Source organism: Paenibacillus glycanilyticus NBRC 16618, from assembly GCF_004000805.1.
In the GTDB taxonomy this organism is placed as follows: domain Bacteria; phylum Bacillota; class Bacilli; order Paenibacillales; family Paenibacillaceae; genus Pristimantibacillus; species Pristimantibacillus glycanilyticus.
Genome location: NZ_BILY01000018.1, coordinates 28,529 through 40,921 on the forward strand (window position 1 = coordinate 28,529; position 12,393 = coordinate 40,921).

At 51.1% G+C, this 12,393-nt stretch carries 16 protein-coding genes and 1 other annotated feature; of the genes, 8 read left to right on the top strand and 8 right to left on the bottom strand.

Annotated features, from left to right (window positions below; all coding sequences use genetic code 11):
* Both PGL01S_RS15880 and PGL01S_RS15885 read right to left on the bottom strand, forming a co-directional pair.
* Positions 1–1,158, bottom strand: a complete 1,158-nt coding sequence (locus tag PGL01S_RS15880; RefSeq protein WP_127495583.1) for a transglutaminase domain-containing protein — start codon at positions 1,156–1,158, stop codon at positions 1–3.
* A 52-nt stretch (positions 1,159–1,210) separates the two neighbouring features.
* Positions 1,211–1,669: a hypothetical protein gene (locus tag PGL01S_RS15885; RefSeq protein WP_127495584.1), complete on the bottom strand. Its 459-nt coding sequence runs from the start codon at positions 1,667–1,669 to the stop codon at positions 1,211–1,213.
* 268 nt (positions 1,670–1,937) lie between these two features.
* On the opposite strand from PGL01S_RS15885, the gene PGL01S_RS15890 reads away from it, so the two are divergent.
* From PGL01S_RS15890 to PGL01S_RS15895, 3 genes are all read left to right on the top strand, one after another.
* Positions 1,938–3,098 (top strand): MFS transporter, encoded by a 1,161-nt coding sequence (locus PGL01S_RS15890; protein ID WP_127495585.1) that lies wholly within the window; start codon positions 1,938–1,940, stop codon positions 3,096–3,098.
* Between the two features lie 129 nt (positions 3,099–3,227).
* A complete protein-coding gene (locus PGL01S_RS31460; RefSeq protein WP_280525713.1) occupies positions 3,228–3,359 on the top strand; it encodes a hypothetical protein in 132 nt (43 codons plus the stop codon).
* 141 nt (positions 3,360–3,500) lie between these two features.
* Positions 3,501–3,854: a toprim domain-containing protein gene (locus tag PGL01S_RS15895; protein ID WP_127495586.1), complete on the top strand. Its 354-nt coding sequence runs from the start codon at positions 3,501–3,503 to the stop codon at positions 3,852–3,854.
* Here PGL01S_RS15895 and PGL01S_RS15900 read toward each other — a convergent pair.
* The 3 genes from PGL01S_RS15900 to cyoE are packed head-to-tail and all read right to left on the bottom strand — an operon-like array spanning position 3,832 to position 6,324.
* On the bottom strand, positions 3,832–4,770 hold the full coding sequence (locus tag PGL01S_RS15900) for an AEC family transporter (RefSeq protein ID WP_127495587.1): 939 nt from the start codon (positions 4,768–4,770) through the stop codon (positions 3,832–3,834). The two genes, PGL01S_RS15895 and PGL01S_RS15900, sit on opposite strands and share 23 nt — an antisense overlap.
* 3 nt (positions 4,771–4,773) lie before the next feature.
* Entirely contained in the window at positions 4,774–5,403 is a 630-nt protein-coding gene (locus PGL01S_RS15905; RefSeq protein ID WP_127495588.1) for an SCO family protein, read from the bottom strand.
* 45 nt (positions 5,404–5,448) lie between these two features.
* Entirely contained in the window at positions 5,449–6,324 is an 876-nt protein-coding gene (gene cyoE / locus PGL01S_RS15910) for a heme o synthase (RefSeq protein WP_280525715.1), read from the bottom strand.
* 394 nt (positions 6,325–6,718) lie between these two features.
* Between cyoE and gerQ the strand changes: the two genes are divergently transcribed.
* On the top strand, positions 6,719–7,285 hold the full coding sequence (gerQ, locus tag PGL01S_RS15915; RefSeq protein WP_127495590.1) for a spore coat protein GerQ: 567 nt from the start codon (positions 6,719–6,721) through the stop codon (positions 7,283–7,285).
* 3 nt (positions 7,286–7,288) lie between these two features.
* Here the strand turns inward: gerQ and PGL01S_RS15920 are convergent, their stop codons facing one another.
* Entirely contained in the window at positions 7,289–7,621 is a 333-nt protein-coding gene (locus tag PGL01S_RS15920) for a hypothetical protein (RefSeq protein ID WP_244935615.1), read from the bottom strand.
* 78 nt (positions 7,622–7,699) lie between these two features.
* Between PGL01S_RS15920 and PGL01S_RS15925 the strand changes: the two genes are divergently transcribed.
* Positions 7,700–8,686, top strand: coding sequence for a metal-dependent hydrolase (locus PGL01S_RS15925; RefSeq protein ID WP_127495591.1), 987 nt, complete (start codon positions 7,700–7,702; stop codon positions 8,684–8,686).
* 154 nt (positions 8,687–8,840) lie between these two features.
* On the opposite strand, the gene PGL01S_RS15930 is transcribed toward PGL01S_RS15925, so the two are convergent.
* Entirely contained in the window at positions 8,841–9,062 is a 222-nt protein-coding gene (locus PGL01S_RS15930) for an alpha/beta-type small acid-soluble spore protein (protein WP_127495592.1), read from the bottom strand.
* A 130-nt stretch (positions 9,063–9,192) separates the two neighbouring features.
* Between PGL01S_RS15930 and PGL01S_RS15935 the strand changes: the two genes are divergently transcribed.
* Positions 9,193–9,375 carry a DUF5325 family protein gene (locus tag PGL01S_RS15935; protein ID WP_127495593.1) on the top strand — a complete coding sequence of 61 codons (183 nt, stop codon included), beginning with the start codon at positions 9,193–9,195 and terminating at the stop codon, positions 9,373–9,375.
* A gap of 31 nt (positions 9,376–9,406) precedes the next feature.
* Here PGL01S_RS15935 and trpS read toward each other — a convergent pair whose 3' ends face one another.
* Positions 9,407–10,396, bottom strand: coding sequence for a tryptophan--tRNA ligase (gene trpS, locus PGL01S_RS15940; RefSeq protein WP_127495594.1), 990 nt, complete (start codon positions 10,394–10,396; stop codon positions 9,407–9,409).
* 69 nt (positions 10,397–10,465) lie between these two features.
* Positions 10,466–10,736: a binding site (T-box leader), on the bottom strand.
* A gap of 132 nt (positions 10,737–10,868) precedes the next feature.
* Here trpS and PGL01S_RS15945 point away from each other — a divergent pair.
* Both PGL01S_RS15945 and PGL01S_RS15950 read left to right on the top strand, forming a co-directional pair.
* Positions 10,869–11,951: a permease gene (locus PGL01S_RS15945; protein WP_127495595.1), complete on the top strand. Its 1,083-nt coding sequence runs from the start codon at positions 10,869–10,871 to the stop codon at positions 11,949–11,951.
* On the top strand, positions 11,948–12,361 hold the full coding sequence (locus tag PGL01S_RS15950) for a DUF1980 domain-containing protein (protein ID WP_164775491.1): 414 nt from the start codon (positions 11,948–11,950) through the stop codon (positions 12,359–12,361). Before PGL01S_RS15945 ends, PGL01S_RS15950 begins: the two co-directional genes overlap by 4 nt.
* Positions 12,362–12,393: the final 32 nt, after the last annotated feature.

A 12,393-nucleotide genomic window follows, 5' to 3' on the forward strand; every position in this document is an offset into this window, starting at 1 on the left:
TTAAACGGCCCGGATATGAGTCTTGTCGAAATCAACCGGGTTGAACCAATCGCCGGAGGATGCCCATGTCGCATCGAGCGGAATCCAGGTACCGCCGTCTCCGCCTATTTTCACTTCATTCCAGGCATGCGGCCCGGAGCCTCCGCGGCCGTCCAGCCCCGTGCCGGTAACAACCTTCACGTCAAGTCCCGACGCACGGGCCATCACGGCGTACAGTCTGGCTACGTCGATACATACGCCTTTGCGGGTAGCAAACGTCTCCTCCGGGTTCTGTTCCTTCCATACTCCGTTGTCTACGTAGTTATTAGCCTTGTCCCAGTCATAGGCAATACGGCTGCCCAGCCAATCATACAAAGCCCTTGCCTTGTCTTCGTCGCTGCTCTTGTCCTTCGTAATCTGCAGAGCTGCCTGCTCAATATCCGTCGGGATATTGTAATCGATAATCTCGTATTTGCGCTGCAGCACATTCTGGAACTCTTCCTGCACGGCTTCCGCCAGTACGGGTCCGCGTCCGGCCAGCATATCTCCGGCAACCGGCTCAAGAACATCCGATGCCTTCATGTATAACGGAGATTGCTGAATCAATCCGGTCCAAAGTCCGTTTGGCGCGAGCGAAACATAAATAAACAAGGCGGCTACGAATACGAATGCCCTCCCGGCACCGTGAACCGTGCCAAAAACAGCTCCCGCCGCGCGGCTTGCCGCTCTTCCGCCCGGAAGGCGCTCCATGCTCTCGTGTCTGCCGCGCTGCTGTCTGCTGGCAAACAAAGTCTCCAGCAGCGGCGCAAGAAAGGATGCGGCCAGCCGTAGCAGCAAATACGAGAGCAAAAACAGGATGCCGTACCGGAGCAGGGCGAAATCGCGCAGGCTTGTTATAAACGTATACCAAGCCTGGGAGGTTGCACCCATTTCCTTCTGCGGCACGTTTACATGCCCGCTCAGCCAGTCCGCCGCAAGCGGGGACAAGCTGCCTGCAATTTTCCCCGCAAGCACAAGACACACAATCAACAGAATGCCGTCCCATACAAAAAAGAAAAGGCGCCTCGCTGAACCCGACGCGCCTCTTCTCATTCCTTGCAGCAGCGAAACCAGCAGAAGGAGAAGAACGATAAGCGAGACCGGTTCCCAGGCCGTCCCTGCGCGTATCCATTCCATCATCATTACCCCTCCTTGCCTCTACCTGTATTGCATTGTTGTACTTGTTCTCTATCTATACTTTACCATTGGCCTTCGCTTGATCGATAAGCGCCTGAATGGTTGAATCTATTTTCATCGTACCAACCGATTTGCCGCGGAATTTTACGTTCACTTCACCGGAGCCGGGAACACCTGTCAATTCCAGATTCTCGGTCTTCACCGTGAAGGTTCCGTCGGAATTCGAGGTAAACGTTGCTTTATCCACTTCTCCTGCCATAGCCGATACGGCTTCCTGCTTCAGGCTGTCAATCGCCTGCGTGCCAATGGACTTCACGTCGTCCAGCGTATAGCCGCTGTAAGCGACAATGCCGACAACAATGACGAGCACCAGCGCCCATTTCACGAATGTTTTAACGACTCTGATTATAAAGAGCAGAACAACAAGCGCAATGACAAGCACCAGCCAATGATCCTGCAGGAAAGTGCTCCACGCATCCCAATCGTAGCCGGAAAAATCAAAGTAATTTTTCAACAAACAATCCCCCTAAAAAGAATGATCACACAAATAGGGAAACTACTGCCTACTGTGGTAACAAGCAGGCGGGATTTTGCTTACTGAGGTCATTCTTGCTTCGTAAGCAGTAGCCCTATTATAACTCGCGCAATGTCCCATTATCAAACATTATAACCCACCCAGAATATGCCGTAAACGTAAGGCGGCATATCTGCGCCGGAAGACATATCCTGTCCATCTTTCACGTACAAGTAAATTAAGAGGATATGCAAGGAGGAAGTAGCCGTTGAAAACCGCAATCTGGCTTTATCTATTTCTGTTCGTCGCTTTCTTTGATCTGCATGCGCAGTACCCGATCCTAACGCCCTTCGCCATCTCCCTTGGCGCGGCACCCTCCTTCATCGGGCTGATGATGGGCATGTACTCCATCACTCACCTGCCGGGCAATATTATGGCCGGATACGGGGTTGACCGGTTCGGAAGCAGATTGTTTATCGTATTCAGCCTGATGGGCGCGGGCGTTGTCCTGCTGTTCCAATCCAAAGTAACCGATCCGTGGCAGCTGCTGGTGCTCCGCTCGATCAGCGGATTCGTGCTGGCCTTTCTGTCTCCTGCCTGCCTTGCACTGCTAGCCCGAATTTCGAGCGATGTGACCAAACAAGGCAAGTTTATGGCCGGTAACGGACTCGTGCATACGCTGGCCACGGTTGTCTCTCCCGCAGCGGGCGCGTATCTGGTTGCGAGGATCGGGTTTACGACCGCTTTTTATTTACTGGGCTGGGTGCTCATTATAACCGCAATCTGCGCCTTGTTCTTTATTCGGGATATAAAGGCAGCGCCGGCCGTGGAGATTGAACCGGCACCAAGCAGCACGAAACCCGTCCTAGCCGAAGGAACTCCTATCCCTTGGCTGGTGTTCCTGCTTCCGATTGCCATGAGCTGCGCGCAGGGTATTCTGTCGTTTGAGCTGCCCCTGATGGCGACGTCCTCGGAAGGGATGATGGAGACCGGCATTTTGTTCTCCGTCGTCAGCATCGGCGCTTTGATTACGCTGAGCATGCTTTTCCTAAATAAGCTTTCGTCTTATTACCGGACCTTGTGGGGGGCGCTTGGACTTGCTCTCGTCTATTTTACGATTGCTGCCCAACCCCCGCTGCCGTTCTTTATGCTTCTATTATTCGTCGGGATGGGTAAGGGCATCGTTCTCCCCGCTATTTCAACGCTGCTTATCGAGCTGAGCGGCGGCGCCAAGTACGGTCGTACCTTCTCGGTTCTGTCCATTGCCTACTCGGTTGGCGCCTTCCTTGGGCCGATGCTTGCCGGCCATCTGCGGGACAATCTGTCCCCTTACTACCTAGCTTTTCTTGGACTAATGATCGGGGTCTGCGTCTTGCCGTTTCACCGCAGAAAAACTACGCTCACACCCATTTTTCCCAAGTCTAGGTGAATGCACAAGGCCATTCGCTCACCCGGGCATATAATGCACTATGTCAGGTGGCCACGAAGGACAGTTGCTCCGGAAGGAACATTGCCCGGTCGACATGACGTTGAAGCTTGCTAGAGAGGGGTGACTTAGATGTCTGAAATTCATGTTTCACCTGTAGGCGATCATCGCGGTGGCGGCTTTAACCATATGGGGTCCATCCTCGTATTGTTCATCCTGCTCGTTATCATCGTCTGCACCATTTGCGGCGGCGGATTATACTAAGAAACTCTTTATGAATATGAAAAGGGACGGAGCTCAAGTGGCTCCGTCCCTTTTCCATTAGGAATCTTTTTCTTGCCCGCGGCTTGTGAATATCGCTACACTACATGTAAGAAGCTACAGAATAAAAGGCTGGTGACTGCTATGGATATCGCCATTATCGTAGAAGGCAAAAACGACAAAAGCCGGCTTCGCCGCGTACTTGATGAATCCGTCCCCATCTTCTGCACCTTTGGTACGCCGGGTACCGTCCAGCTGGAGAAGCTGCGCAAGCAGATTGGAGACAAGGACGTCTATATTTTCACCGACAATGATTCCTCAGGCAAGCGGATCCGCGGCATCCTCCGCGATTTATTCCCTGACGCCGAGCATATCTACACCCGCCGCGGCTACCCGGGAGTAGAGCATACCCCGGAGGATTATCTGATCGAGCAATTGGAGAAGGCTGGTCTGGAATCATTCATCCAATACCCCGTTAAATATGAAGAAGGAAAATAACGACCGCCACCGTAATAATGCTGATCACGGTCGAGAGAAATACGGCCTGCGAGGCGAATTCCGGTTCGTTATCGAACTCGACGGCAAGCAGTACGCTGCTGAGCGAGGTGGGCACGGATGACGATACGATAAGCGCCGCCGCCATCATATGGTCGATGGTCATAAAGAATCCAAGCACCCAAACGACCAATGCGGCCAGAGCCGGACCGCCTATCAGGCGCAATCCGTTCGCAAGCAAAACGTTTTTGATCAGGACGGGATTAAGCTCCCACTTCATATTGCCAAGCTGTACGCCCAGCGTAACCAGGGCCGTCCCGATAAAGGCATTCGACAAATACGTAATAGGCGTCTCGACGGATTGCGGCAGCTGCACCTGAAAGCCGTGAAGCAGAAAGGCAATCGGGATGACGTAAATAATCGGCTGTGACAGTATGGTACGAAGCGTGGAACGGAAGCTCATCCTATGCGCGTTAACGCTGTATATGCCGAATGTATTCGGAAGCAGAGACTGCGTAACCATTACGATAATCTGAATCGACAGCGTATAAGGGTTCGCCGAGAAAGCAAGCTGATTTAGCGGAATCCCGTAATTGGCGCTGTTGTAGAACAGGACGCTGTTCCGCATCGCCCCGCGCATGCCCCCCTCCAGCCCGCGCAGCCGGACGGCTGCTTCCACGCAAGAAGCCTGCAGGGTCATAAACAGAATGACGAACAATAAGACTTGACCGATCAGGGCTGCCGAGATATCCGTTGTATAGAGCAAATTAAAAATGACGGATGGAGAAAATACATAAAAGTTCAGCTTCGACAAGGTTTTGATATCCAAAGAAAAAAGCCGCTGCATTGTGAAGCCAACAGCTATCATCAATGTGAGCGGCAGGACATTGCTCCATAATATGTGCCAAAATATGTCCATCGCTTATTCCTTCGCGAGCTGCTTTAAATCCGACACCAAGCTCTCGGGCGTAAGGGATTCATCGCTGCCGTTAATCCATTTGCGTATTTGGCCCTTCTTGTCAACGAGCGTAATGACATTCATATGTATAAATGAATTGTTGGCCTCATCCTTCTTCACGCTGACGCCAAAATCTCTTGCCAGCTTGATCGAAGCTTCCTCATCATCGCCGCGCAGAAAGTCCCAGCCCCCTTCATCCAGCTGCGCAAAGTTGCGGGTTGCGAAGTCTCGAATGACATCAGGCGTATCATGAGCCGGATCGAAAGTAATCGAGATCAGCTCGGCTTTCGTGCCGAGAAGCCCTGCTTCACGGAGTTGGTCCTCTGCCTCGGAGATCATAAACGTTGTTGGAGGGCATACATCCGGACAGCTTGCCCAATAGAAGTAGACCAGCCTCGCTTTTCCGTTAGTGGAATCCAGCGAAACCTCATTGCCGTTAATATCTTTCAATGCAAATGACGGAGCAGCCATTTGAACGGGCATTTTACTGCCGCCGCTCGACTGCGAGTAGTTCGTAATGAATAAATAAATGCCCATTGCCAAGCAAAGCGCCAGTACAGCGAATTTGAAGCTGTGCTTTTTGAGAAATGCCATTTCGGTTCTCGTCCTCCCTAAAAGGAATCATCCTGGCTAAACAGATTACTTCACGGTATTTGCCATCATTACAATAAAGACAACCATCAAATAGTTAACGGAAATAAGGAAGTTAACCTTCGCCCATTTCTCGGTATTTTCCGCTTTTATGCCTCGAATCGTATGAACAGCCCAAACAACCCCGGCAATCACAGACAGGATCAGAAATACAATGCCCGTGTATCCGTAGGTGTATAGCAGTACACAGGTTGGAATCAGAAGGACGACATAAGGAATCATTTGCAGCTTCGTCCGTTTAATCCCTTTCACCACCGGCAGCAGCGGGAAACCGGCTGTACGGTATTCCTCTACCCGGCGGATAGCAAGCGACCAGAAATGCGCCGGCTGCCACAGGAACAAGAAGGCAAACAGCAGCCATGCTCCCATATCCACTTCATTTGTCACCGCGCAATAGCCAAGCACCGGAGGCATTGCCCCGGAAATACCGCCAATCGACGTGCTCCAGGTGGACGTGCGTTTCAACCAGATTGTATAGATGAAGATATAAACAAACCAGCCTAAAAAACCAAGCCAGCCCGTAACCGGATTTACCAAAACAAACAATATCGCAAGGCCGATGATGCCAAGAACGATGCCGTAACCGAGCACAAAGCCAGGCTGGAGACGGCCCTTTGGCAATGCGCGGTCTTTCGTGCGCTCCATCTTCTCATCAAGCTCTCGATCCCAATAGTTATTAATGACGCAAGCCGAGCCTATCGTAACCGCTGAGCCAATGACGACCCACAGCAATGTCAGCCAGTCAATATGCCATTTGGAAGCGACCCAGAAACCGCCAATTGCGGCAAATACATTAAGCCGGAGCAGCCGTGGTTTGGTTAATGCAATTAAATCTTTCAACACGAAGCGAGCCTCCCGAGTTATGCAACAAGGCACGCAAGCACGCGCGCCTATACATTTTCATTGATGAATCGTTCTTAATCATACAGAAAAATAGATGCCATGACAACGTTAGGAGCCATTGTTCATCAATTCGCCATTCAAATTGTGACAATAAATGTGTAACCCTTTTGACCGCCCTTCAATACTATAGGTATGTAGTCAAGTGCCCAGCTCTGTATAGGTTGAAGGGGAGCAAAAGAGCCCGAACATACGGCAGTCGTCAGCATTAGAATCCCGGAGGCTTTGAGGCTACGCAAGCAAAAAAGGTTTCTTTTAACAGAGCGCACGCGACAAGGAATAACCAGAAAGAAGAATTTGTCCACGAGTGTATGGATCAATCAACAAATTTCAAAGATTGAAAGCGAGGATCAACAGCATGTCTTACGGTTATGGTTACAAAAATGCAGTAAGTCCGGCTAGCACTGGCGGTTACGGTGGAGTAAGCCCATTTGCAGGCGGCGGTTACGGCGGCTTCCCAACCGGCGTGTCTCCTGCCGCAACAATGCCTAATATGGCAATGCCTATGCCTGCTATGCCAGGTATGCAAGGTATGCCAGGTATGCCAACTCAAACGCTTGGAGCGCAATCGCCTCCGCAGGTGCCTAGCGGTTCGTTCATTACGCCAACAGGTGGAAACATTGTAACAGTGGGTGTGGAAGAATCTTATGTAGAGAACATTTTGCGCCTTAACCGCGGCAAAATGGCTACTTTCTACATGACTTACGAGAACAACCGCGAATGGAACGCCAAAGTATTCCGCGGCATTATTGAAGCAGCCGGCCGCGACCATATTATTATTAGCGATCCTTCCACCGGCATGCGTTACCTGCTGCTCACTTTGAACCTGGATTATGTAACGTTTGAAGGCGAAATCGCGTATGAGTATCCGTTCCAAGGCGGTACCATTACGAATACGACACCGCTGACGAACCGCCAAGGCTAAGCGCTACCCTGCATTTGAGCCAGCCCCTGCCGGCTTAAATGTCCATACATGCATTTTGTCCGCACCGCCGGGAATCCATTCGGCTACCCGGTACCAAGAAGAACGCTCATCGCAGCGTTCTTTTTTTATGGCTTCGGCTTCGTCTTCGGTTGCGGCCGTCCAGATCTCCACAAACAAGTTGAATTGATCGGTTCCTTCATATATTTGGACGCTGCGCCCCGATTCCTTCATTAATGTATTTACATAGGCTAAATAAACATCCCTCTCGCCCGCCGCGATTTTATATTCCGCAAAGCAAATGTACATGATCGTCATTAACCCCTTTCTATTTACCATTGATAAAGTAAAGCTCCTCCGTTGATACTACAGCTAATTGAATCAAAGCCCCCGCAATCATTTTTAGGAGGTCTTGCCGTGGACACAGGAACGCATCTTGTTATGGGGATCGGACTCGCCGGACTGGCTTGCGTCGATCCCGTTGTCGCCAACAACCCATCCATCTTCGCCGCTGTATTGGTCGGAACCATCATCGGCTCGCAGGCTCCGGACTTTGACACCTTTCTGAAGCTGAAAGGAAATGCCAGCTATATCCGGAATCATCGAGGCATCTCGCATTCCTTGCCGGCTATCGCCATCTGGACGATCCTAATTACGGGATTGCTTCAGCTCGTTTACCGGGGCAGCCTTCCATGGCTGCATGTCGGGTCCTGGGTGCTGTTAGCCGTCTGCCTTCACGTATTCACCGATTTGTTTAACGCTTACGGAACCCAAGCCATGCGGCCGTTTACCGAGAAATGGATTTCATGGAATATCATCCATATCTTTGACCCGGTTATCTTCGCTACTCATGTCATTGCGATATTGATTTGGGCGTTTGGCCTTGCTAGTCCCATTGCCATCTTTCCGGTTTTGTACCTGTTTACCATCATCTATTATACATGGCGGACGCTGGCTCACAGAAGTACGCTTCGCAGGCTCCATTCCCTAGACCCTGAACCGGATGGAACACAAGGCTATATCGCCATTCCAACGATCTCGCTGTCGCATTGGAATATCGTAAAGCGAGCTACCGACGGCAGCTTTGTTATCGGGGACCTTCGCGGCAACAAGCTCAGATGGCTGGACAATGTCCGCTGCTCCGATCATCCTGCCGTAGCTAAATCCAGAAACGACAACGCGATTCGCAGCTTTTTGTATTTCACCAAATTTGCTTGCGCCGAAGTGAAGGAGCATCCCTGGGGTTATGAAGTCCGCTGGTCGGATGTCCGTTACCGGCACCGCAAGCAATTTCCGTTTGTTGCCGTACTGCTCATGAACAAGGAATACGAAACGGTTGGCTCGTATGTCGGTTGGTTAAGCGACGACCGCTTAACGAAACGGCTGCGCATGAACTCTTATTAACGACTCGACTTGACTTGACGAAGGAAGGCCCCTGACGCACAATAAGAAGGGGCTTTTTTTTGTGATCATGCTGGCTTGGTGCACATGGAAAAAGCTCAAGGTTTTACCCTTGAGCTTCTTGGCTTCCATTGAAGCGTTGTGTATTTATAAACGTTTAGCGGAAGCTGCCGCCGGACAATTGTTGTTCAGCGATTTGGACAAGTTTCTTAGTAATGTAACCACCCAACGCACCTGTTTCACGAGATGTAACGTTACCGTAGTAACCGTCGGCTGGAATTTGTACGCCAAGCTCCGAAGCTGCTTCAACTTTCATTTGGTTAAGAGCGGCTTGTGCTTGTGGAACCACCAATTGATTGCTCGATCTGTTGCTAGCCATGCTGATAATCTCCCTTCAGTTAAGAGCTGTGATGTTTTGCAAGCTTGCAAGCTTATTATGAGCATGTTGACGCAAAATATGCTAAGCTCAAAAAAATATTATTAAGCATCCGTAAAGGAGAGTTAACACCTTGTCTAAACCATTGTCTTTGTTCTTCGCCATCGTCTCTGTGCTGCTTATGTGCGCTACCGCGATTTCGATATCTTTTAACGCCTGGCTGGCCATACTGTTTGCGATTCTCACTCTGTGCATGATTGGCGGAGGTTTTGTTGTAAAAGCAAGAATCCGGCGCCGTAACGAAAATAAAGGCTGACGCTTAATAGCGCCAGCCTTTTGTTTTATGATTATCCGCGCGGTGCAAGGAAGCCCATTTTTTCTTTGACGCCGGCAAGCGTGCGGTCCGCAAGCTCCGATGCGCGCTCTGCGCCTTGCTTCAGGATCGCATGGATCTCGCCGGATTCGCGGATCGCTTTGTATTTCTGCTGCAGAGGCTCAAGAACATTGACGACCTGCTCGGCCAGATCCTTCTTGAACGGCCCATAGCCCTGACCTTCGTAACGGGCTTCTACCTCGGTGATTGTCATGTTCGCGCAATGCGAGTAAATGCTGATCAGGTTGCTGATCTCCGGTTTGTTCGCCGGATCGTATTTCACCTCGCGGCCGGAGTCCGTAGTGGCGCGGCTGATTTTTTTGCGAATGACGCTTGGCTCGTCAAGAAGAGCAATATAGCTGCCGGCATTCGGATTACTCTTGCTCATCTTCTTGCTCGCGTCGTCAAGCGACATGATTCTTGCGCCAATCTTCGGAATATAAGGCTCCGGAACCGTGAAGTATTCTCCGAACCTTGAATTGAAGCGGCTTGCCAGGTCGCGGGTAAGCTCCAGATGCTGCTTTTGATCGTCGCCTACCGGCACAAGGTCCGCATTGTACACGAGAATGTCAGCGGCCATAAGCGAAGGATAAACGAACAACCCCGCGCCAACCGATTCTTTGCCAGCCGACTTGTCTTTGAATTGCGTCATGCGCTCAAGCTCGCCCATACCGGTAAGAGTCGTCATAATCCAGCCCAGCTCGGCATGCGCGCGCACGTGTGACTGCACGAAAATGTTTGATCTAGCCGGGTCGAGGCCCGCAGCGATAAACAATGCCGCAACCGATTCGATCTGCTCACGGAACATAGCCGGCTCCTGAGGCACGGTAATCGCATGAAGATCCACGACCATAAAGAAGCATTCTTCCGTTTCCTGAAGCTTCACGAAGTTCTGCATGGCGCCGATATAGTTGCCAAGCGTAAGCTGTCCGCTCGGCTGAATGCCAGAAAGTACTTTTTTCATAAAAGTTCGTCCCCTTCTCTTCTTCTAATCCGTTACTAATGCGTATGTGAACGCAAAAAATCCCCCGCCGCAAGGGACGAGGGAACCGTGGTGCCACCCTAATTTACTCGTTGCTTCCCGCGGATATCCGATATTCATCGGGGCGGGCTAAAGACAACAAGCCTTCATTGTTCCGTAACGGGGAACGGCCGGATAAGCATAGACAGCACTTCAATAGTCTGTGTTCCGCTATCGGCTCCGGGATCCATTCAGCAATCAGGCTTGCACTGGCTTGCACCGTCCGCCAGCTCTCTGTTACGCATTAACCCCTGTGCTTACTTATTCCCTTCATCGCCTTTCGTACCCTGATTATAGCGCAAGTGTCTACCGCCATGTCAAGCCCGGCCTTCAAAAGTTGTCCTATAGCGGCCAAGCCCAGCATAAGCTGGTTACTAGCGTAATCATTTCCTGGTAAACAAAGAGAGGTTGGCTCATGCTGAACATGTTATTCCGATTCGGGACCCCGCTGCTGGGTATCGGATGTCTTGCGATGGTATGCCTAATACTGGCAGGACAACCCTGGTCCCTCGCTCTGCTCGAGTCCGATGGTGCGCAAGAGTTCAAAATTGTGTTTTTAAGCATTATATTAGAAGCTTTTCCATTCATCCTGCTTGGCGTTATTTTCTCTGCCCTGCTCCAGGTGTTCGTGACCGACGAGATGATCCGGAGACTGACGCCCAAGCACCACATGGTCGGTATTCTTTTTGGCGCGCTGCTTGGTCTCGTATTCCCGTTATGCGAGTGCGGGATGATTCCCGTCGTGCGGCGCTTAATCCGGAAAGGCATGCCCGCTTATATCGGAATTGTGTACTTGCTGGCCGGCCCCATTATTAATCCGATTGTCTTTACTTCGACTTATGCCGCTTTCCGCTTGGAGCCGCAAATGGCCTACGACCGCCTAATCATCGCTTTTATCGTTACCGTTATTATCGGCCTTCTCCTTCACCGGTTCATGAAAGGCAGCCCTCTTAAAGAATCATCCGGCAACATCCCTGCGCATCGCCATGAGCATGAACATAATCATCACCATGACCATCATGACCATCATGACCATCATGACCATCACGACCATCATGACCATCATGAGCATGCTCCCAACCCGGTTAAAAAAAGCCGGCGGCTGTCAGCAACGCTTAGCCATGCTTCGGACGAGTTTTTTGACATGGGCAAATATTTGATCTTTGGCGCACTGCTTACGGCCGTTATCCAGTCTTTTATTGACCGTCAGGCATTTGAAGCCGTTGCGGATCAGCCCGTTCTCTCCTATTTCTTCATGATGGGGCTTGCCTTCCTGCTGTCCATCTGCTCCACCTCGGATGCTTTTATCGCCGCATCGTTTGGAGGAATGTTCGATCATGGTCCGCTGCTCGCCTTTCTTGTGTTCGGCCCTATGATTGATTTGAAAAATACGATGATGATGCTGTCCGCGTTCCGCGCGCGGATCGTTCTTTCGATTACGCTGCTGACCTTTGCCCTTGTGCTGGCCAGCGTATGGCTCCTGGAGGTGCTGCGATGAATCATAACTGGATACGGGCAGGCTTTCTCGCGGGATTCGCCTTCCTCATCATTTACCTCGAACGTTTAGGTCAGCTGCCGCTGTATGTAGCCCCCCGGATGGAGCTTTATGTCAAGCTGTCGGCCATCGTCCTGAACGCCGCCGCCATTCACCAAGCCATGCTCGCAATGCAGCGTAAGCCCCATGCGGATTGCGAGGAATGCGGCCATGATCATTCCCATCATGATCACGACCATAGCCACGATCATGATCATGACCATTCCATGTCTCCTCTAAAAAGCCTTCTTGTCTACGGACTGTTCCTTCTTCCGTTATTGCTTGGTTTCCTGCTCCCCGCGGCCGCACAGGAACATGAGGTCAACAGCGGCGGAATTCCCCATCTGCATTCCGGAAGCCATGAGGTTAAATAACGGGCAATAAAATTCAGCCGTGCAGGAAACCC